Source organism: Chryseobacterium sp. FP211-J200 (assembly GCF_001643375.1).
Lineage (GTDB): Bacteria > Bacteroidota > Bacteroidia > Flavobacteriales > Weeksellaceae > Epilithonimonas > Epilithonimonas ginsengisoli.
Genome location: NZ_LSHB01000008.1, coordinates 95,237 through 117,240, shown reverse-complemented (window position 1 = coordinate 117,240; position 22,004 = coordinate 95,237). Strand labels below are relative to the sequence as shown.

Here is a 22,004-nt window from a genome sequence, read left to right as displayed (position 1 = left end):
ATTCCTTCACTCAGGACAAGGTCGCCGACTTTTTTGGACAGATTGACAGATTTTTCAAAAGCTCGATGGCTTCCTGATGTTTCCCCAAAATTGTAAAATTCTCCGACAGACCTTTGTAAGCAAAAGCTTCCAGACTCTCGGCTTGGACAGCTTTGGCAAAGTCTGCTGATTGGATAAAGTATTTTTCGGCCTCTTTGTACTTTTTGAGATAAAAATAACAGTAGCCGATATTGTAAAGAATAGCGCTACTGTTGGCAATAGAATTCTCGTAGTTGCCCACTTTTTTGACGTAATCCAAACCAGCGAGGAATTTTTCCAAAGCCAACTCGTTGTTATCCTGATTTTTATAAAACATTCCACGAACTGCAGAATTGAGTCCTAGATACAAGGTTTTGAATTTTCCATCCGGCAAAGTCTGGCAAAGCTTGTAATGTTCGTCCAGAGATTCCGTGGTTTTGCTGTAAAGTCCCATATTCTGGTATTGCAATGCAATGGAAGTCAGGATTTTTATTTTTTGCTCAGGATTTGAAATGGACTTACGCAACTCTTTCATTTTCAGGACGTAATCCAAAGATTTATCCATGTCTCTTTTGGACATGTAAACTCTGGAAAGCAACTGGTAAAGCTTGATTTTGTTATCGATGTTTTTTTCATTTTTAAGCATTTTCTGAACGAGGATCAAGGCATTGTCCGGATTTTCATAGACGTAGGAAAACGCTTTTTTGTACAATTCTTCATTATACTGGGATTTGAAAATTCCGGTAAATGAGAATAGGATTAATATGAAAAGGACGCGTTTCATTTTTGATTCTGTGTCAATTGCTGAATATAAGTGTTCGGCGAAATGCCTGTCACGGATTTGAAAACGGTCGTAAACGCGCTGTGGGAAGAGAATCCAGCTTTCTCTGCCAGATAGCTCACTTTATAATTAAGATAAGCAGAATCTGTTTTCAAAAGATAAGCGATGTAGTTGATCCTTAATTCGTTGATGTAATTGTTGTAGTTTTTTTCTTTGTATTTGTTGATGACTTCCGAAAGATATTTGGTGTTTGTTTCTAATTGTCCGGCGAGAACGGCGAGTGGCATTTCTTTGCTAAGGAAGTTTTCTGATTTCTCAAATTCTTCCAATCTTGCCAGAATATCCGATTCTTTTTCCTTTGAGATAAAGACTGGTTTTTTAGATATTTCAGGTTCGGTTTTTCCTGTTTTTATAATTTCTTTCTCCTCGATTTTTTTGCTGAATTCCTGTTGTTTCGAATAGAAATCGATTTGCTTTTGGATAGATTTTGTCTTTTTCTTTTCTGAGAAGCTGGTGAAAATAATGGCTGCGATTCCAATAAGGCAAATGATGCTAATGATTAAAATATTGGATGTGAAATTTTTGTGGGAATACTCAATGCGTTGATTTTCATATTGGTCATTCAGTTTTACGAGATTCCGAATGGCTTCTTTTTTATTTTTATCAAGTTTATCAGTTTGCTCCTTATAGATTGAATAATATTTTTGATACAGATCCTCATTCTTAAGAGCGAGATAATTTTTAGACAAATCATCGTAGATTCTGTTTTTCAGCGCGTCGTAAGATTTGTTTTGAATCAATTCCAATCCTTGATTCAGATTCTCTGTAGACTTTTGGTAATCTTTTTTCAAGAAATGAATCCTTCCGAGATTATCGAGATTGAAAGCTCTCAAGAAAATATATTGAGGCGTTTTATTAAGTTTTAACTGAATTTCATTCGCTGCTTTTCCTGCTTTATCAATTTGATTTTGAGAAATATAGAGAAAGGTTTCATAAATCTGATTTTCTATCGAAATGATAAAATCTTCATCCGAATCTTTCAGTAACGAATTACTTTGCTTGAGGTTTTCTTCCGCTTCTTTCCATTTTTTTTGAACCATCAGGTTGGAAGCATTCAATTGGTAGATGTAAGCCAATAGGTTTTCCGGATAACGCTGGGACTTTATCTTCGAAGCATTGTCAACCAGATTCTGAGAGATTCTGATGGATTGTTTATAGAGTTGAAGGGATTGATATTGTTGAGCCAGTGCGTTATCTGAGTAGAAAGAGGTGTTGTCATTTCTGTTTTCACTCAGATCTTTATTAATGGATTGCTCAATGGATTTTGCGTAATCGCCTTTGAAATTGTAAGCTCTGGATGATAAGATTTGAAGACGTTGTTTGATGAGTTCAGATTCTTTGTTCTCATCTATATTTTGAAGAATTTGGAAAGTGTTATCCGGATTTTCATAGAGGCTTTTGTAAGCTTTGTCGAGAAGTTGCAAAGTTTCTGGGTTGCTTTGTGCCGAAATCAGAATGACGCCAGAAAAAATTAAAAACCACAAAAAAAAGCAATCGTCGCATAACATAAAAATAGCTTTTTTATTTGTGAAATACACGATTTTTGATACTTTGATTGCAAATATGGAATCAATTTAAGCTTGTTTTTAAATATTTGATTTTTAATAGCTTGAAACTTTAATCCTTTCTAAATTCACGAATTCGGAAAGATAAAAGTTAGGAAATGATATTATTTTAACATAAAATTGTGGAAGTAAGTTTCATCAAAAAATTTCACATTCTAAATATTTTAAAAATTATGAAAAAAGTCTATCTACTTTTACTCGGTATCACTGCTATGAACGGAGTGAACGCTCAACAAATGGAATTCAGATTAATAGACGAGATGGGTGCTCGTTTCTATGACATCAATGACAGTGGGTCTGCCATACATTCTGGTGCGTATTATGATTATACGACCAACACGACTACACCAACTGAAGGTGGACAGGCGACCAACCGAATCAACAATGTTGGCGATGTTGCTGGTGCAAGTGTCCTTGTAATTTCTGAAGAAGAAAGCATTGCAATGGCAGCTTATAGAAAAAATGGAACATGGACCTCTGTAGGCTATTTTGAAGGCGAGACTCCAAGCAGTAGCTCATTTGCCAACTCAAACGATATCTCACAAAATAGTAAATACGTGACGGGACAGATCGGTGCAACCGGATATACCAGTTGGCCGTTCCTTTATGATACAGAGACTAATACATTGACAAAACTTTCTGGTGACAATCTCTACGAAAACGGTCGTGGAGAAGCGGTCAACAGCAACGGAATTGTTGCGGGATTTGTGGATAGACCTGATATTCTAGACGAAGGGTCATTATGGATGCCAGCTTACTTTGAAGCTAATGGAACTTTACATTACATCGATTCTGCAACACCAGAATTTGGCGAAGCGGCTGATGTCAACAATGCAGGTATTGTAGTAGGTTAGAAAGGTGCGAAACCTTTTATCTATAATATTACGACTGGTGTTTATAAATCTTTCAATCCACCTAGTGGCTTTGATAGAGCTGTATTCACGTCAGTTTCAGAAAACGGAATTGCTTTAGGCTATGCAGGAAATGCGGGTAATAGAGAAGTGATCATCTATCATCCATCATTAGGTTCTGGTCCTATTTTCTTAAAAGACATTTTAGTTAGAAATGGTGTAACTCTTACGACATTTGATGGCAAATTAGGAACGGGCATGAACATTTCTCCTCATGGTAATTTTGTTTGCGGTTTTGATAACACGATTCCTCCTTTGTTTGCAGCTGGTTGGGCTGTTAATATGAACAACTTGTTGCTAGATGACAACGATTGCGCAATTACTTGTCCTGAGAATATAGAAACTGCACTTGCAAGTGCTTCTCAAACTGGGGCGGTTGTCAACTATACTTTGCCGATTGTTTGTGGTTCATCATCATCTACTGGATTGACTACAGTTTTGGTTTCCAGGACTTGAATCAGGTTCTCAGTTCCCAATCGGAACAACAGATGTTGTTCATAATCTTGTGGATGCGGACGGAAAAGTGGTGTATGTATGTTCTTTCCAAGTGAAGGTGAATGATATATATTGTACAACGTCTTCACAGTGGGGTGTAGATGCGATCACCAAAGTGCAGTTTGCAGGTATTGATAACTCTTCTGATCCTTACTCTGCGGTATCAAATGAATATTATTTGGGTCAAACAGGAGAAGTTTATCAGGGCAGTCAATATCCTTTCGTATTGGAAGCTAATACAAATGGTGGATATGACTATGCAACAGTCTATGTGGATTGGAATCAAAATGGAAGTTTTGCAGATGCAGGAGAAACTTTTGAAGCTGGAGGCATTACCTCTGATGGTGCAGATGGTGTTCAGATCTCTTCAAATATCACAGTGCCGGCTGATGCTACAATTGGGAAAACAAGAATGAGAGTATTATTGAACTGGGATACTCCGATTGCCAATCCTTGTGATAATGCAGATCATTTCTACGGCCAATCAGAGGATTACACTTTGGATGTCAAGGAGTCGTTAGCAACTTCTGATATTAACAAAAACAATGTTTCCATCTATCCAAACCCAGTTAAGAATGTTCTTAATTTCAATGGCGCGAAAAATATTTCTAAAGTAGAAGTTTACAATGTTGCTGGACAGAAAGTGAGATCTGTAGAGAATTTGTCAGATAACAAGATCGAATTATCTAATTTGACCAAAGGTATTTACATCATCAGAGCCAACATCGATGGTTTGGTTAAGTCCTTCAAATTTATCAAAGAATAGTAATTATTTTCTTTAGATTTTAATGAATGAGCGGGTAGATTTCTATCCGCTCTTTTTATTTTCCCGCTCAGAATTGCTTTTTCACCTCAGATAGTTTAACTTTGCACAAACCTAATCTAATGAGTAAAAAAGAAACGAAATACATCTTTGTGACAGGAGGTGTGACATCGTCACTGGGTAAAGGAATAGTCTCCGCTTCTTTGGGACTTTTATTAAAATCGAGAGGTTTTAAAGTGACTATCCAAAAACTTGACCCTTATATCAATATCGATCCGGGAACCCTTAATCCTTATGAACACGGCGAATGTTATGTGACCGAAGACGGCGCAGAAACAGACCTGGACCTTGGACATTATGAGAGATTCCTGGACAGTCCAACTTCCCAAAACAACAACGTTACAACAGGTAAGATCTACCAAACCGTTATCGAAAAAGAACGTAAAGGTGATTTCCTAGGAAAAACCGTTCAGGTCATTCCGCATATTACCAATGAGATCAAGCGTAGGATCAAGATGCTTTCCAAAAAGGATTATGACATCATTATCACAGAGATCGGCGGAACGGTTGGTGATATCGAGTCTCTTCCTTACATAGAAAGTGTTCGTCAGTTACAGTGGGAATTAGGCAAGAACAATTCTATGGTCATCCATTTGACATTGTTGCCTTATTTGGCTTCAAGCGGAGAACTTAAAACAAAACCTTCCCAGCATTCCGTTCGTCAATTGATGGAAAGCGGAATCCAGGCAGACGTTTTGGTTTGCAGAACAGAGCACACCATTCCAAAAGAGCAGAAAGCTAAGTTGGCGCAATTCTGTAACGTAGGTCTAGGAAACGTGATCGAATGTATCGATATGGATACGATCTACGAAGTGCCATTGTATCTACAAAAACAAAATTTCGATGAGGTTGTTTTAAATGAATTAAATCTTCCAGTAGGAAAAGAACCAAATCTAAAAGACTGGAAAACGTTCCTTAAGAAATATAAAAATCCAAAAAAGACCGTCGAAATTGCTTTGGTTGGGAAATATGTTTCTCTTCAGGATTCTTACAAATCTATTGCCGAAGCATTTATCCACGCAGGTTCCGATATGGAAACCGAAGTCAAGATCAAATGGGTTTACAGTGGCGATATCGAGGTTGAAGGCGCTGAGAAATTATTGAATAACGTGGACGGGATTCTGATCGCACCAGGTTTTGGAGATCGTGGGATCGAAGGTAAAATTCAGGCGGCCAAATATGCAAGAGAGAACAAAATCCCATTGTTAGGAATTTGTCTTGGAATGCAGATCATGACAATCGAATTTGCTAGAAATGTCCTGGAACTTAGCAAAGCCAACAGTATGGAATTCGATACTTCTACGCCTGATCCTGTAATTTCTTTGATGGAAGAACAGAAAAACGTAGTGGACAAAGGCGGAACGATGCGTCTTGGTGCATGGAAATGTGTTCTGAAGCAAGGTTCGAAATTGGCAGAGGTGTATGGTGCGAAGACCATTTCTGAACGTCACCGCCACAGATACGAATTCAATAGTGATTATAAAAAAGACTTCGAAGACAAAGGGCTGGTTCCTACAGGACTGAATCCGGAAACTGGTTTGGTAGAAACATTGGAATTGAAGGATCATCCTTTCTATGTTGGTGTCCAATATCACCCGGAATATAAAAGTACGGTGGCAACGCCACATCCATTATTCAAAGCGTTTATTAGCGCTGCTGTAAAAGGGAAGTAAAAGCATTATTTAATAAACAAAAACAGCTACGGATCTATATTCGTAGCTGTTTTTTTCATTAATGATAATTTCGAGTCGTCTATTTCCTTGCAAAAGTAGTGTAACCACCGTCAACCAATAGTTCTGTTCCGCTGATGTAACTGGCATCATCCGAAGATAAGAATAAGACCGTTTTTGCAATTTCGCTTGGATCACCTAATCTGTTCAGAGCGATCAATGTTGGAAAATGATCTCTGATCTCACTTGTTGTAACTTTCTCCAATCCTTCCGTTTTCACTGCGCCTGGACTTACAATGTTGACTCTGATCTTTCTCTCAGCCAATTCGTTTGCTGCGATATGAGCGATTTTGTTTAATGCACCTTTGGTTGCGGAATAAATACTTGATCCCAAATTGGCAGCGGTCGCAACAGTGGATGAGGTAAATACCACAGATGCGCCATCTTGTAAATGGGGCAGCAACTTCTGTAATGTAAAATAAGGACCTTTCACATTGGTGTTGAATTGTGCATCAAAATCAGCTTCTGTTGATTCTTGAATCGAGCTAAACACTGCAATTCCCGCATTCAAATAAAGGACATCTATTTTGTTTCCACTTTCTGCAATTGTTTTTTCTAAAGCTGAAATACCTTCTAGATTTGATGTGTCAGAAACCACGGTCTTCAAATTTGAACTGTTGATCCTTGAAGCCGCTTTTTCAAGATTTTCTGCATTTCTTCCAGTGATCAAGACATTAGCTCCAGCGTTGATGAATGCCTGTGCTGTTGCAAATCCTATTCCGGTAGTTCCGCCAGTAATGACGACGTTTTTATTCGTGAAATTCATTTTGATGTATTTTAATATTGTGATGCAAATTTACATCATCAAAATATCTTTTCGTAACTTTGTAACTAAAAGTAACATTCGGGTAACAAACTAACTTATGGCGGAACAAGATTGTAAAGATATCAACAAGAAAAAGATAATGGCAATCCACGATGCGATGGATGTGTTGAGCGGAAAATGGAAAATTTCCATCCTGTCATCAATTTGCTATTACAACAAAAGAAGATTTTCGGATATTTTAAATGATGTAGAAGGAATCTCAAACAGAATGCTAAGCAAGGAATTAAAAGATCTGGAAATGAACCAACTTTTACAAAGAACAGTGTTAGATACAAAGCCAATTTCTGTTCAATATCAACTGACAGATTACGGACTGAAATTAAAAGACATCATCAACAATCTTTCCGATTGGGGAACAGAACACAGAAAGGTCATTATCGGTAAATAATTAAAGGATCTATCAAACAAAAAAGTAATTCCTTTCCTTAATCGTCTTTATAACAGAATCTGAAAAATAAATCCTATTTTTGCAGACCAAAATGATGTAGATTTTGAATTAATGAATTGTCATCCTGAGCGGAGTCGAAGGGTCAAGTCAAATTTCAAATCTTAAACTTTAAATTATATTCTATAATGCAGCAAAACAACGGATTAGATAAAAGCCAGCTGATCAGCTTCGGTGTTTTTTCTATGATTCTTATCGGTTTTATGTTTTATTTCCAAAACCGAAACGCAAAAGCCGAGCAGGAACAACTGGCAATTGATGCCAAAAAAACAGAGCAGACCACCAAAGCAAAACCGGTTGCAAACAACCTGAATGCAGCGACTGTGACGCCAGCTTCTGTTCAGAAGGTCAATCTTCAGAACGATGAGCTAGCACTTGAGTTCTCCAGCGTTGGTGGACAATTGAGCTCCGTAAAACTGAATAAATATGAAGCTTTCGGTGGAAAACCACTTTATCTTTTCAGCAACAACAATGCAAGCTATGGTTTCCAGTTCAAAGACAAAACCAACAAGGTTTTCAATACCAAAGATCTTGTCTTTGTACCAACCGTTGCAGGAAACTCTGTAACCTTGACTTCGAAAATCGGAACTGCAATTATTCAATTCGTTTATACACTTAAAGCAAAATATACGGTTGATTTCCAGGTGAAAACACAAGGTTTGGCAACATTGGTCAACGATGGCAAAGCTGAATTCATTTGGGATTACACAGTAAAAGGTGCAGAAAAAGGAAGATCTCAGGAAGAAACTCACACAGAGTTCGCCTACTCTTTCAACAACTATAAAGATTACGATTACGACGCTCGTACCGATATGGAAGAGCCGGACGAAACACTCAACTGGATCGGTGTGAAACAACAGTTTTTCTCCGCCGTGATCGAAGCTAAGAATGGATTCACAAAATCAAAAGGCAATCAGGAGATCATCGAAGAAGGTGAGTTCCTGAAGAAATTCAATTACAACGGTCAGGTCAACTTGGCTGGAAACGAATTGAATCAAGATTTCACTTGGTACTTTATGCCACTGGATATGGACCTTTTAAAATCGTTTGACAAAAACTTCGATGAGATCCTGCCATTAGGTTGGTCATTCATCGGATCACTGAACAGATATGTCTTCATGCCATTGTACAATTTGATCTCATCTTGGGGCGTTGCCGCTGGTTGGGCCATTTTCTGGATGACGATCATTGTGAAGTTGATCTTGTCTCCGGTAATGTTCAAACAGCATAAACTAAGTGCAATGATGAAGGTCATTCGTCCGGAGATCGATGAGGTGAACGCCAAATTCAAGGATGCGGATCCAATGAAAAAACAACAGGAAACGATGGCCGTTTACAGGAAGGCCGGCGTGAATCAAATGGCGGGTTGTTTGCCAGCCTTGGTTCAGATCCCGTTGTTCTACGCACTATTCCGATTCTTCCCGAATATGATCGACCTGAGAGGCAAAAGCTTCTGGTTCGCACCGGATCTTACGGCCTACGATGATGTGATCAAATTTGGATTCAAAGTGCCATTGTTAGGCGAGCATTTGAGTATTTTCGCATTGGCTTGTACCGTTGTGATATTGATCTACACGGTGATGACTTCAGGAAACATCCAACAGCCACAACAGGAAGGAATGCCGAATATGAAAGTGTTGATGTACATCTTCCCGATCACATTCCTATTCTTCCTGAACAGTTCAGCTTCCGGTCTATCTTGGTATTATTTCGTGTCGAATGCGATCAATATTGTGATCATCTTGGTCATCAAATATTTCATCCTCGATGAGAAAAAGATCCACGCTCAGATCCAGGCCAACAAGCAGAAGGAACCGAAGAAAGAAGGGAAGTTCCAGAAGAGAATGAGAGAGATGATGGAGCAGGCGCAACAGCAGCAGGCACAACAGCAAAATAAAAAGAAATAAATATAAAGGCGGTAATTTTTTACCGCCTTTTTTATTACCTCAACTATTCATCGTTTCAAATTCTCAATATCAACTATCGATTATCAATTATAATTAGGAGCCGGGAACCTGCTGTCCACTATATCTTTTTTATTTTTTTTAGACGCTTTGTCATTCCAATTCACGCTCAGGACAAAAAAAATAAAAAAGGATGCCGTTTCCATCAGGGCTAGTGATTACGTCAAAGATTCAAGATTTGCCATCAAAATTAGATTTGCAAAAAATTAATGATGTCCAAAGAAAAATATAAACAAAGTGACCAACAAAATGTTTAAAGAATGAATTTACAGGTCGCTCTGGTGGAGCTATATCTTTGACGACTTATTTTTTCTACTAATAGCAAGTCCCTACAGGACTAAATACAGCTCCAATAGGAGCGGACTGTTAATAAGAAATACAAATAGTTTTAATTAAAGCTCCAGAGGAGCGACCTGTTAATTGTTTTTGAATTTAATCTTAAAATTGATGAATACTTTATGGGTTGTGCAATTTATACCAAGATTTATTTTTTCTTTGATGAGTTTACCTCTTTGCGAAACTTAAAATATTTTCAATAATGTCCAAAAAAAACTTTGCGGACTTTGCGTTTAAAATTTACATTTTTATAAAAAGAAAATCCCGAAATTTGCACGCTCCAACTTAAAACCCAAAACATTGAATCCAAATTCTACCTACGAATATCTCCAACAATTCCTAACTGAAGAACGTCTTGCTAAGATTGAACATTATTCACAGGAAAGCTCAGATTTCGTTCTGCCAGTGATGGAGGATATTTACCAATTCCGGAATGCCGCAGCGATTGTCCGTTCCGTGGAAGCGTGTGGTTTTCATAAAGTGGTAGCAATGGAAAAGGAAAACTTCTTCGAACCAAACCTCAAAGTCACAAAAGGCGCAGACAATTGGGTAGAAGTGGAAAAAATGCCAAGAAAGATAGAGTCTCTTCAAAACATCAAAGATCGAGGTTACAAGATTGTCGCAGTTTCTGCAGAGAACAACGCAAAAATGCTCCCGGATTACAAAGTGGAAGAACCAATCGCTTTGGTCTTCGGAACAGAGTGGGAGGGTACAACGGACGAGCTTCTGGATTTTGCAGATGAAACTTTGGCCATCCCAATGTTCGGATTTACGAAAAGTTTCAACGTGTCTGTTGCGGCCGCCATCTGCATGTACGAACTCAAACAAAAACTCCTAAGATCCAACATCGATTATAAACTTTCCGAAGAAAAATTACTTCAATTGAGAATCCGTTGGTCCGTGAATTCTATCAAAAGCGGAAAAGAGATTTTGGAGAAATATGAAAGGGAAAATCAGTTTTAAAAAACCAACCCACAAACCATTTCCCCAATCTTCGGTGCTAATGCAACACCCATTCCGGAAAGTCTCACGGCACAAAATTGTCTTTCGGAAAGCTGCTTTACAATTGGCGTTTTCTCATTTCCCATGGCCATAATTCCGGACCAACGCATTGCGATTTTGAATTCTTGATCTGGTAGGATCACTTCTTTGAGAAATTGTTCAAGATGATTTTGAAGAAATTCTGTTGTCTCAAAATCTGTCGTTTCTTCAGTTTCAAAATCCTGATTTCTTGCGCCTCCAAGTAGAACTCGATTTCCAAGATTTCTGAAGTAATAGAAACCTTCATCATAGTGGAAAGTGCCTTTCAGTTTCAGATCTTCAATTGGTTCTGTTAGGATGATTTGTCCTCTTGCAGGAACTATTTCTTCGGATCCTAAAAATTTTGAACTGAAAGCATTCGTGCAAAAAATGACTTTGTCAGATTTCAGGATCAGGTTTTCATTGACTTTAATTTCAACCTTGTTTTTAGTTTCTGAAACAGATTCAACTTCAGTTCCGCAAAGGAATTCGACTTTCACATCATGGCATTTTTCTACCAGTTTAGTCAGTAATTTTCCAGAATGCAGGCTTCCTTCGCAAAGATTCTCAACCAAAATTTCGGATTTTCCCAACCTAAATTCCTCAATTTTTTCGTTAGCAATTCTGAACGTTTCTTTTGTTTTTGTAATTGGAAAAAGATGTTGGTTGACCTTCTCTAATTTCTTTAAAGGAGATTCATCATTCAATATCTCATAGCCGCCACAAAGCTCAAAATCGATGTCGTCATCAGAAAAATAGTGTTGAATTTTCTGCAAACCTTCAAAACGCATTTTCACCAGATCCAACGTTTTCTCCCAACCCATTTTCTCCGAATCAGAAATGATCTCGGTCAAACTTCCGAAACAGGCAAAACCTGCATTTCGCGTGGAAGCTCCGGTCGGAATCGGATTTCTTTCAACAATTAAAACCGATCTCTCGGGATGATTTTCCTTGATAGAGATCGCGGTCCAAAGTCCAGTAAATCCTGAACCGATAATGATAACATCACGTTTTCTGTAAAAAGTTTCGAGTTCCCAAATGCTAGGATTCATACTTTCTGGTATTGAGTTCTAGATTTATAACTTCCATATTTAACTTTTAAAATCATCTCTCACTTCCTCACTTTTCGCAAAACAAACGCGCGAAGAATTCTCTTGTTCATCAAATTTTGAATGCATTTCTTGATTGAAATCTGCCGATTTATTTCTGGCGATAGAAAGCGTTTGCCAATCCTGATCTTTCATCATTTTAGCAATGTAAACGATTTGTCCAATGTGATAAGGATAATGCGCCAATTGTCTGAAAACTGCGTCTAAAACAGAATGTGCTTCGCCTCGGATGTAGATCGTAGCATTGAAATTTTCATCTGTGATCTGGTCTAAAGCTTCGAAAAGACAACGCCAGCCTTTCTCCCAATATTCCAAAACTTCGTCTTTCGTTTTGAAGGTACTTGTAAATTCCAGGTCGCGGTTTCTCCAGTCTTTCTCGCCATCTTCTGTCAGGAAATTGATCCATCGTGATAGCATATTTCCTGCCAGATGTTTTATAATGATTGCAATCGAGTTGCTTTCCTCGTTGTATTGCCAGAAAAATTGTTCCTCAGAAAGTTGAGCTAAGGTCTTGTCTCCGATGTCTTTATAATATTGGAAACGTTTTACAAACAGGTCTTTCATTGTGAATTTGTTTACCTATAAATATAAAAAAAATCCTTTCAGATTTTGAAAGGATATAGATTTTTATAGTGTTTGTCGTTTTATTCTGAAAATCAAAACATCTTATCGTAATTCCAAGCCGCCACAAAAATCCCTGCCGTTTCCGTTCTCAACCTTTGATTGCCGAGCGAAACTGCTTTGACTCCTTTTTCTGCTAGTTGGTGGATTTCTTTATCAGAAAAATCACCTTCCGGACCTATCAAGAATGTGTAAGTTTCAAAGTTGTCATGCTGAGGCTCTCGAAGCGCATTTAAATTAATTCTTTCCAAGTTTTCATTGCAATGTGCTACAAATGTATTTTCTGGATTTAGATTTTTCATAAATTCAGAGAATTTCTGAAGGTCATTGATCTTTGGAAAATGGGAACGCAGACTTTGCTTCGAAGCGCTGATCGCTTGTTTTTTCAATTTATCGATGCTGATATTCTTTCGCTCGGTTTGTTCCGTTAATATAAAACTGACCTCGGAAATTCCCATTTCGACAGCTTTTTCCAAGAAGAATTCGATGCGGTCAATGTTTTTTGTCGGTGCAATCGCGATGTGAAGTTTTGGCGAGAAGTCGGGAAGATTTTCTTTTACTTCAGAAACGTTGAGTGTTACTTTTTTGCCTTCAAAGATGAGCGTTCCTTTGGCAAGATTTCCTTTTCCATCGGTTAGGTAAATTTCTTCACCTTCGCGCATTCTCAAGACTTTTGCAATGTGCTGCTGTTCGTCAGAGTCAATTAATATTTCGGGGAAGATCTGTCCAAAGAAAAGTTTCATGTTGTTTGTAGAAGAATCGTTGAGTTGTTAAATTGTTGAATCGTTTTTCGTGAATTGTAGAAGTGCTAAGTTGTGAAATTGTTTTCCAAGATTGATATAAATTGTAATAAATTTTGTCATTGGTTTATGGATTTGTTCAAAGCATTAATTTGGTTAGTGATTAATTCTGCTTTTTCTCTCAGTTCAATGTAACTTTCATCTGACAAAAATCCTAAGTCATTTGATAAGATAAGAAAATTTATAATTTCAATCGTTGAACCAAATGCAATGTTCAAGAATCTCGATTTTTCTTTATTAGATTGTCTGGAAAAACCTTCTGCAATATTCGCTGAAATACTTGTAGATGCACGTCTCATTTGATTAGTGATTCCAAATTTCTCATTGTCAGGAAAAGAAGAGGTTAAAAGATAAATTTCTTTTACCAATTTCCTTGAATTTTTGCCAAACTTCTAATTTTTCAAAATAAAATTGATACATATTTTACTCTGTCTTCTAACAATTCAACAAATTTTGCAGTTTAACAAATCAACGATTCGTCGGTTTTACTAATTTAAATATCTTCTTCCCAACCGTCATTATCAAAACCGCAACCAATCCGAACACAATTCCTAGCCCAAATTGTGGCACTTGCTCAGGAATGTTTGCCGGAATATTTTCTGAAACCCAATGATGAACTGCATCGATGTAATGATGGAAGATCCCACCAGAAACCATAAGCAATGCAATAGTTCCAACAACACCGAGAACCTTGATGACAATTGGCAAACCTTTGATTAAAACTTGACCAAGTCCGTTTAGAAAACCTTTGTTGTTAGATTTTTTTTGTAGGAAAAATCCGGCGTCATCCATCCTAACAATCAATGCGACAAGTCCATAAACGCCCACGGTTGCAATGATTGCCACAAAAGAAACGCTGATGATCTGGGTGATCAATGGATGTTGTTTTTCTAGCGCAGTTCCCAAAGCGATAATGACAATTTCCAAAGAAAGGATAAAATCAGTCTTGATCGCGGAACTGATCTTGGATTTTTCAGAATGTTCATCATCTTCTGGTAAAGTGCTTTCCTCGACTACTTCGTGACCTTTCTTCTCGCGATGGAAAAGAAATTCTACAATTTTCTCCATGCCTTCGTAAGCCAGATAGACACCACCGAGTATCAAAATATAGTTGATGGCCGGCTCGTACAACCATTTAAGCAAAAAAATAAGCGGAAGTATGATCAGTTTGTTGATAAATGAACCTTTGGTGATTGCCCACAGCACGGGAATTTCTCGGGACGAGAGGAAACCGGTTGCTTTTTCTGCATTCACTGCAAGGTCATCGCCGAGGATTCCGGCTGTTTTTTTTGTTGCGAGTTTACTGGTGACCGCGATGTCGTCCATCAATGCGCCAATATCATCTAAGATTGCGAAGAATCCTGAAGCCATAACTTTTTATTTTGATGCAAAAATAAGTTTTAAAGTTTAAAATTCAATGGTTAATGTTTTGGATAGCGAAGATTTATATTGGAATCTTAAGAAATCTATTTCGTAATTCAAAAATAGTTGAAATATGCACAGAGTATTTATTAGTGGGCTTACTGACTCATTTAGTTATAACAAATTCGTTGCATCTGGCTTAACTAAGTGAATCAACGGGGCAACTAAATGAATCAATGGGGCAACTAAGTGAAACTATGATGTAACTAAATGAATCACCGGTTCAACTAACTTAAAAAATGGTGTAACTAATCACATCGTCGATGCATTTAAGTGGATCAATGACTCAACTAAGTAGATTTATGCAAATCTGAAATGTTTTTAAAACGCTATTTCATTTTCACTCAGAAATGCAACACCTGTTTTCATGGTCGTATAAATATCGGTATCACACTCCCGCAGAGAACACATATAAACTTCTTCTTTCCAGCTTCCATTGATGAAGATGAGGTTCAAGTATTCAAATTTTCGCAAGTTGTTTTTGATGGAGAGAAAGTCGCCTTCTTTTGGCTCATATTCGAAACTGAAAACATTTTCAGAATTGATCGTTTCCAGAATTTCCTCTTTGATATTTTGAATATAACCAGTCTCGGAGCTTGTCAGTTCATAATCATCAGATTCTTCTGCATTTTCATTTTTTCCCGTAATCGTTTCTAAAATCCAGTAATATTTTGAATTCTTTTTGGAATGTGTCCCGAGTTGTTTTTCTTCTAGTAATATTTTCATAAGTTATATTTGGCCAAAGCTATTTCTACTGTAACGTTGTGTCTATTTTGTTGTGTAAATGATTTTTTCAGAGGTAAAATTTGGAGCAAAGCATTTTTTAGACTTGGAATATTTTATCATATCAATTGTATCAAACCAAATATTAAATCGATAAGTAGTTTTTGATTGTTTCAGAACTTTTTTGAAAAATTTGGATTCATTGATATTAATAGAATAAGAGATTGAATTATTTGGTTTTAAATTCTTGAATTTACCAAAACAATCCAAACAATTTACATCTATAATTGATTTTTGAATTTTATCAAAATTATTTAAGCTAGCTTCAAATTTTTCCACTTCGATTGGCTGTATATATACTTCGTGAAAGACGTCAGAGATTTTTAATTTTTGAGATTCTTTATTTGTAATGTTTAGTTTTAATATACCAGTTTTCGAAAGTCCAATCGTATCAATTTCGTATTTGATGTTACAATTATTAATTTCAACTTCCTGCGAAAACAATGTGACAAATTGAAGGAACAGAATTAAAACAAAAATCTTTTTCATCATATTAACTTTGTTAAAATATTGAATTGAATTCTTCTGACTTCCAGCTTCCAACCTGCAGCTTTCCTACAAATCATACTTCGCCGTAGCAGTCGTCCTGATATCAGTAAACTCGCCACGTTCATATTTCAGTTTGGCAACGATGGCGATCATTGCAGCGTTGTCAGTTGTATATTCAAATTTTGGGATGAAGATATTCCAGCCGAGTTTTTCTTGATTGATTTCCATTGCTTTTCTCAACGCTGAGTTGGCAGAAACACCGCCGGCAATCGCAACATCTTTTATATTAAGGTCAAGAGAAGCTTTCTCCAATTTGTTCATTAATATTTCAATGATGGATCTTTGGACAGACGCACAAAGGTCATTCAGATTTTCCTTAATGAAATCCGGATTCTTCCGCACTTCCTTCTGAATAAAATAAAGTACCGAAGTTTTAATCCCACTGAATGAATAATCATAATTTTCCATCCTCGGTTTGTTGAACTGGAAAGCATCTGGATTTCCTTCTTTCGCCAACTTGTCGATAATTGGTCCAGCTGGATAATCGAGGTCAAAGATCTTTCCTATTTTATCAAAAGCTTCGCCTGCTGCATCATCTATCGTTTTGCCGATAATTTCCATTTCGAAATAATCTTTAACCAAAACAATCATCGTGTGACCGCCAGAAACCGTCAAACATAAAAATGGAAAAGTCGGTGGCATTGGATTGGCATCATCAATAAAATGCGCCAAGATATGCGCCTGCAAATGGTTGACTTCTATCAAAGGCACGTTCAGACTCATGGCCAGAGATTTGGCAAAAGAGGTTCCAACAAGCAGTGATCCCAAAAGTCCGGGACCGCGCGTGAAGCCGATCGCGCAAATCTCATTTTGTTGTATATTTGCTTTCGAAAATGCTTTTTCCACAACGGGAATAATGTTTTGCTGATGCGCTCTGGAAGCCAACTCGGGAACCACACCGCCATATTCGTTATGGATCGCCTGATTGGCGGCAATATTGGACAGGATTTTGCTACCGCTGATGATGGCTGCAGAAGTGTCGTCACAAGAAGACTCGATACCTAGAATAATAGATGCACTCATAATAGATGGCAAATTTAGAAAATAAAAACACAACAAACGAAGATCCTAATATTGACCAGCCAGTCAAAAAGAAAAGAATACCACTTTTCTGGAGGATTCTCAACTACCTATTTTTCGGGATCATCGGACTGGTGGTTCTGCTTTTCATTGCTATCAATCTGCCTGTTACCAAACGGTATATTGCAGATGAGGCTATCACGATGTTGAACAAGGACCTCAATATGAGAATGTCTGTCGAGAACATCGAGGTCAATTTCTTCGGTGATGTGAAGATCAAAGGCCTCAGAATTAGGGATTACAAAGATTACGAATTCGTGAAAGCCAGAGAATTGCGTGTTGATTCTGACTGGTTTGCTTTGGCGTTCAATACGAGAGATATCAAATTCAATCAAGCGACAATCATCGATCCTGTGATCAGGGTGATTACTTATAAAGGTGATAGCATCAGTAATTTTATTCGATACGTGGATAACTTCAATGACGGAAAGCCGCGCGACCCGAAAAAGAAGCCCTTCAAAATGGGAATGAAGATCGACTTGATCAACGGCGTTTCCACAATCGTGAATGAAAATAGTCCGGGAGAAGCAGGAAGATGGCTGGACGCAAGGAATATTAATATGCACGTCACTTCATTAAAAGTTGACGGTGCGGATGTTTTTGCTGATATCAGAAACTTCAGTTTGATAACGAAACGTTACGGCAAAGAACACATCGTTGATACATTTTCCACCAATTTCGAGATCACGAAAAAGCATATGAAATTCGGGAATCTGACGATCAATACCAATCATTCATTATTACAAGGTGAAGCTGTGATGAATCTTGATCCTGTGACCAGATTTGCTGATTTTGGAAAGAAGGTGAGTTGGGATTTGAAGATCATTCCTGGAAGTCAGATCAATGGTTATGACCTCAGTTATTTTGTGACCGATTGGGATAATTACACACCGATCAATATCTCCGGAACAATGACTGGTCCGCTGAATGATTTTGCGCTGAATAATTTTCTCATCCGCTCGCAGGATGTCAATCTGAATACCAAAAATCTTAAGATCAATGGCATTATCGATAAAAAATTCTTCATCGAAAGTAAAAATGTCTCTGCCGATTTCACCTATAAAGCTTTAAAGGCCTCGTTGCCGAAATTCATTGCTTCGAAGCTTGGAAATATTGCAGATGATTTTGGAAGGATGAAATACAACGGTTCTGTAAAAGTGAATCCAAAGCAGATCTTCGCAACAGGGCAGGTTATTACAGGAATCGGTCAGGCAAAAATGAAAGATTTCAATCTTGTAGATTACAGTACAAAACGTCCTAAATACAGAGGTTATGTGGATGTAAAAGATTTGAACGTCACAGCATTGACCAAGAACAAACAAGTTGGATTGATCTCAGGGAAATTTGATGTACAAGGTGAAGGTTTTGATGTCAATACCATGTACATCAAAACCAAATCCGATGTTGCGCATATCGATCTGATGGGCAAAAGCCTTAATAATATCGCCATCGAAGGTGTTCTTAATAAAAAAAGATTCACTGGAGATGTGGTTGCCAATGATCCCAATGCGAAAGGAACCTTCAAAGGTGTTGTGGATTTTTCTACCAAAAGACTGTTCGCAGATTTCGCAGCAAACATTCAATATGTCAATTTAAAATATTTCGGGATCAATGCTGGCGATACCAATTCTGTAAGCGGCGTTGTGAATGGGAAGGTTTCTATGACCAATCTGAATGACCTTGATCTGGACGCAGATATCAATGGTTTGACGCTGAATTCGACCAAACAAAAACTCAGTATTCCAGATTCCAAACTGAAAGCGTTCTTTGAAAACGGAAACCGAATTGTCTCTGTGGATGCGCCAGGAGCAGTAATGGGAACAATTTCCGGAAGATTTGATCTGGAGGATATTGGGAATATGATCACCAATAGTATCAACAAAATATTGGTTGGGAATCCTCCAAAGAAAACATACAACGGGCAAAGTTTCGATTTTAATTTTGATGTGAAGCAAGGTCTGGTCTCATTTTTTGTTCCTGACCTGGAATTGAAAAATGGGGCGATAGTTGCCGGGAATTACGTCGGAAATACAAACGACCTGATCCTGAATGCCGATGCGTCTCACATCAAATATGTGATGACCAACAAAAAAGAACTGACTGAAGCTGAAAAATTCCTTGCCGAAACCGACGCGACCTATCAACCTGACCTGAATAAAACCAGTGACAGTGCGATGGTGGACAGCATCAGCCTAAGAGTGAATACGGCAGATCTTAATCAGCAATTGTTAGCGAGTGTCAAAAGAGCACAATACGGTGAAAATGTTTTGCAAGACGTGAAACTGACGGCCAATAATGAGAATTCTCAAGTCCTTCATATCGGTACAGTTTTCAAATTGGGAAGTCTGGAAGACGAGACGGCCAAACAAATGAAGGAATATGCAGTGAATATCAATCAGACCACTAATTTGGCTGGCGATTATGTTTTACGTTTTGAACCTACGACCGTGAAGTTCAATGATGTGGCTTGGAGTATTGATACAAGTCCGGAACTCGACCATTCCATTACTTATAGAAAAAAAGAAAAGGATTTCTTGATAAAAAACCTGCGCGTTTATTCAGACGAAAGTGAACTTCTGATAAAGGATGCAGACTTCAAATCAGCAAAGAATTTCATGGCCGATGCTGAGGTTAAAAACATGGATATTTCCAAACTGTTGGCTTTTGGCAGCGGTAAAAATCCAATGGATATCAAAGGAACAGCCAATGGGACCATTCAGATCAAAAAATCTGAGAATAACTTGGAGCCTTTGGTCAACCTAACTGTGAATGATATTTTCATGAATGGGAAAGCCATGGGAAATCTGGACGCGAATATTACCAAAAGCGAAAAACCAAATGTCTTCGATGTCAGTATAAAAGCTTTGTCATCCGACTTTTTGGGTCAAAACACATTGGATGTGACCGGTACGATCGATAATAATCCAGCTTCACCAGTTCTGGATGTCAATGCAAAAATGAATGAATTCGATCTGGCATTTGCACAGCAATTTGTAAAAGAGATCTTTGGAAATTTCCGAGGTAAGGCTACCGGCGACCTGAAGATATCTGGTGCTTTGAACAACATCGATTACAGTGGTGATCTTGCATTGAAAGGATTTGGACTCAAATTATTGTTTACAGGCGTAGATTATTCATTTGATGATACAGTAATTAACTTGTCCAGAGGTTTGGCTCTTTTGAACAACATCGGGATCAAGGACGGCCGTTCCAATTCCAAAGGGAATATCTCGGGTTCTATCCAATTTGAAACTTTGTCATCGTTGGGGATCAACTTAATTATGCGGGCAGATAACCTTTTGGTCATCAATAATAGCCAAGATGATAATGATCTCTTCTGGGGACGTGTTTATGGTCAGGGCGATATCTATGTCAGCGGACCGGTTTCTGGACTGGAGATCAGTACACCAAATGACGGACTAAAGGTGATCAATAATAGTACATTTACCTTCAATAGTGCTTCTACAGCAAATGTTGATGAGTTCAAGATCCTGAGATTTTTGAAGCGTGATGAGGAAGGTGGTATTTCTGTAGAAAAGAAAAAACGATCTGGTGCCAATATGCTGATGGATTTTGATATCAGTGTAGACAAGGGAACCTTGGTTAATGTTCTTGTAGGCGATGAAGTGGGAAGTATTGCTGTAAAGGGTGAGGCCGACCATCTGAAATTCAGGATGGAAAGAAGCGGGAATATCTCAATGAATGGAACCTACACTGTGGATAATGGGACTTTTGTTTCCAAAGCGATCCTAGACAGAACCTTCCAGATTGCAAAAAATAGTATGATCCGATGGAGCGGAAGTCCAATGACACCTGATCTGGATATTACTGCAAACTATACAAGACCTATTACCAATGCTGGCGAGTATCTTGGAATGTCCCTCACACAACCTGTAAATGTGGTATTGACCACTAAAATTACCAATACGCTTGTAAAGCCGGAAATAGAATTTGGTGTTTCCGCCCCGGATAGCTCCTCCGAGGTGAGAGAGACCTTAGCTACAAAAATGAATAACCAAGATGAGCGGACGATCCAATTTGGTTCTGTGCTTGTTCTGAACAGTTTCAATGTGGTAAATAGTGGTGGACTGGATTTCAATTTGCAAAATACGGCGATCAATACAGGTTATAATATGTTGTTCAAACAGTTGGGTTCTGTGCTGAATACGATCAGTAGTGCCTTCCAGGTCAATTTGGATTACATCAGTGGTGACATCAATTCCAATACTGCCGATCGCGCGAATACCAGCGTCAGTTTGGCTTTGTCTCCTAGGGTAAAGTTGAAAACAGGACTGGGAGTTCCGGTGACAAGAATGGATAATACAACCAATAATTATTTGTCCGCCGAGGGAACTATAGAATATGACTGGAGTCGACTAAATGATGGCAGCAGGTTGTTGAGAGCTTACTCCAAACCTTCAAATCTTGGTTTGGGAACGGCCAATGCGCTGAACCAGAGTTATGGTGTTGGGGTCGTGTACAGTAAAAGTTTTAATTCTCTCAAATATATCTTCAAAAGACGTGAAAGAATAAAAAGAGACTCTGCTGATATTGAAGTAAATAAAGAAGATTCCCTAAAAAACAAGCCAATAAAATGATAATTATCATAGAATTTGCTCAGATTGTTAAAAGCTGTTAATGTTTTGATATTTGTTTTTAGTTAATC

18 protein-coding genes and 1 pseudogene are annotated in these 22,004 nt (G+C 37.9%); 8 read left to right on the top strand and 11 right to left on the bottom strand.

Annotated elements, in window-relative coordinates:
• Positions 1–10: 10 nt before the first annotated feature.
• Both AXA65_RS02975 and AXA65_RS02970 read right to left on the bottom strand, forming a co-directional pair.
• Positions 11–802, bottom strand: coding sequence for a tetratricopeptide repeat protein (locus AXA65_RS02975; RefSeq protein WP_063968644.1), 792 nt, complete (start codon positions 800–802; stop codon positions 11–13).
• Positions 799–2,343 carry a helix-turn-helix domain-containing protein gene (locus tag AXA65_RS02970; RefSeq protein ID WP_165596557.1) on the bottom strand — a complete coding sequence of 515 codons (1,545 nt, stop codon included), beginning with the start codon at positions 2,341–2,343 and terminating at the stop codon, positions 799–801. The genes AXA65_RS02975 and AXA65_RS02970 overlap by 4 nt, the downstream gene beginning before the upstream one ends.
• Before the next feature lie 254 nt (positions 2,344–2,597).
• On the opposite strand from AXA65_RS02970, the gene AXA65_RS02965 reads away from it, so the two are divergent.
• From AXA65_RS02965 to AXA65_RS02950, 4 genes are all read left to right on the top strand, one after another.
• Positions 2,598–3,278 carry a hypothetical protein gene (locus AXA65_RS02965; protein WP_131797750.1) on the top strand — a complete coding sequence of 227 codons (681 nt, stop codon included), beginning with the start codon at positions 2,598–2,600 and terminating at the stop codon, positions 3,276–3,278.
• Positions 3,279–3,425: 147 nt separating this feature from the next.
• On the top strand, positions 3,426–3,791 hold the full coding sequence (locus tag AXA65_RS02960; protein WP_063968642.1) for a hypothetical protein: 366 nt from the start codon (positions 3,426–3,428) through the stop codon (positions 3,789–3,791).
• A gap of 49 nt (positions 3,792–3,840) precedes the next feature.
• A complete protein-coding gene (locus AXA65_RS02955; RefSeq protein WP_063968641.1) occupies positions 3,841–4,596 on the top strand; it encodes a T9SS type A sorting domain-containing protein in 756 nt (251 codons plus the stop codon).
• Positions 4,597–4,715: 119 nt separating this feature from the next.
• A complete protein-coding gene (locus AXA65_RS02950) occupies positions 4,716–6,326 on the top strand; it encodes a CTP synthase (RefSeq protein WP_063968640.1) in 1,611 nt (536 codons plus the stop codon).
• Positions 6,327–6,405: 79 nt separating this feature from the next.
• On the opposite strand, the gene AXA65_RS02945 is transcribed toward AXA65_RS02950, so the two are convergent.
• Positions 6,406–7,149, bottom strand: a complete 744-nt coding sequence (locus AXA65_RS02945; protein WP_063968639.1) for an SDR family oxidoreductase — start codon at positions 7,147–7,149, stop codon at positions 6,406–6,408.
• A 97-nt stretch (positions 7,150–7,246) separates the two neighbouring features.
• On the opposite strand from AXA65_RS02945, the gene AXA65_RS02940 reads away from it, so the two are divergent.
• The 3 genes from AXA65_RS02940 (at position 7,247) to AXA65_RS02930 (ending at position 10,917) form a co-directional block, all read left to right on the top strand.
• Positions 7,247–7,597, top strand: a complete 351-nt coding sequence (locus AXA65_RS02940; RefSeq protein ID WP_063968638.1) for a winged helix-turn-helix transcriptional regulator — start codon at positions 7,247–7,249, stop codon at positions 7,595–7,597.
• Positions 7,598–7,782: 185 nt separating this feature from the next.
• Positions 7,783–9,561, top strand: a complete 1,779-nt coding sequence (gene yidC, locus AXA65_RS02935; RefSeq protein ID WP_063968637.1) for a membrane protein insertase YidC — start codon at positions 7,783–7,785, stop codon at positions 9,559–9,561.
• A gap of 693 nt (positions 9,562–10,254) precedes the next feature.
• Positions 10,255–10,917, top strand: coding sequence for a TrmH family RNA methyltransferase (locus tag AXA65_RS02930; RefSeq protein WP_063968636.1), 663 nt, complete (start codon positions 10,255–10,257; stop codon positions 10,915–10,917).
• On the opposite strand, the gene AXA65_RS02925 is transcribed toward AXA65_RS02930, so the two are convergent.
• The 8 genes and pseudogenes from AXA65_RS02925 to tsaD all read right to left on the bottom strand — a co-directional run bounded on the left by AXA65_RS02925 (position 10,914) and on the right by tsaD (position 17,281).
• Positions 10,914–12,026: an NAD(P)/FAD-dependent oxidoreductase gene (locus tag AXA65_RS02925; RefSeq protein WP_063968635.1), complete on the bottom strand. Its 1,113-nt coding sequence runs from the start codon at positions 12,024–12,026 to the stop codon at positions 10,914–10,916. The genes AXA65_RS02930 and AXA65_RS02925 overlap by 4 nt on opposite strands.
• Positions 12,027–12,065: 39 nt before the next feature.
• Positions 12,066–12,647, bottom strand: a complete 582-nt coding sequence (locus tag AXA65_RS02920) for a DUF1572 family protein (RefSeq protein WP_063968634.1) — start codon at positions 12,645–12,647, stop codon at positions 12,066–12,068.
• Between the two features lie 92 nt (positions 12,648–12,739).
• Entirely contained in the window at positions 12,740–13,447 is a 708-nt protein-coding gene (locus AXA65_RS02915; protein ID WP_063968633.1) for an RsmE family RNA methyltransferase, read from the bottom strand.
• Between the two features lie 116 nt (positions 13,448–13,563).
• A pseudogene (locus AXA65_RS02910) lies at positions 13,564–13,924 on the bottom strand (four helix bundle protein).
• Positions 13,925–13,972: 48 nt separating this feature from the next.
• A complete protein-coding gene (locus tag AXA65_RS02905; protein WP_063968632.1) occupies positions 13,973–14,875 on the bottom strand; it encodes a DUF808 family protein in 903 nt (300 codons plus the stop codon).
• Positions 14,876–15,247: 372 nt separating this feature from the next.
• The gene (locus AXA65_RS02900) at positions 15,248–15,652 is read right to left on the bottom strand and encodes a hypothetical protein (RefSeq protein WP_063968631.1); all 405 of its coding nucleotides are present in this window, start codon (positions 15,650–15,652) and stop codon (positions 15,248–15,250) included.
• Positions 15,653–15,694: 42 nt separating this feature from the next.
• Entirely contained in the window at positions 15,695–16,198 is a 504-nt protein-coding gene (locus tag AXA65_RS02895) for a hypothetical protein (protein WP_131797749.1), read from the bottom strand.
• A 66-nt stretch (positions 16,199–16,264) separates the two neighbouring features.
• Positions 16,265–17,281, bottom strand: a complete 1,017-nt coding sequence (gene tsaD / locus AXA65_RS02890) for a tRNA (adenosine(37)-N6)-threonylcarbamoyltransferase complex transferase subunit TsaD (RefSeq protein WP_063968629.1) — start codon at positions 17,279–17,281, stop codon at positions 16,265–16,267.
• Between the two features lie 5 nt (positions 17,282–17,286).
• Between tsaD and AXA65_RS02885 the strand changes: the two genes are divergently transcribed.
• Entirely contained in the window at positions 17,287–21,936 is a 4,650-nt protein-coding gene (locus tag AXA65_RS02885) for a translocation/assembly module TamB (RefSeq protein ID WP_228391607.1), read from the top strand.
• The last annotated feature ends 68 nt before the right edge of the window (positions 21,937–22,004 follow it).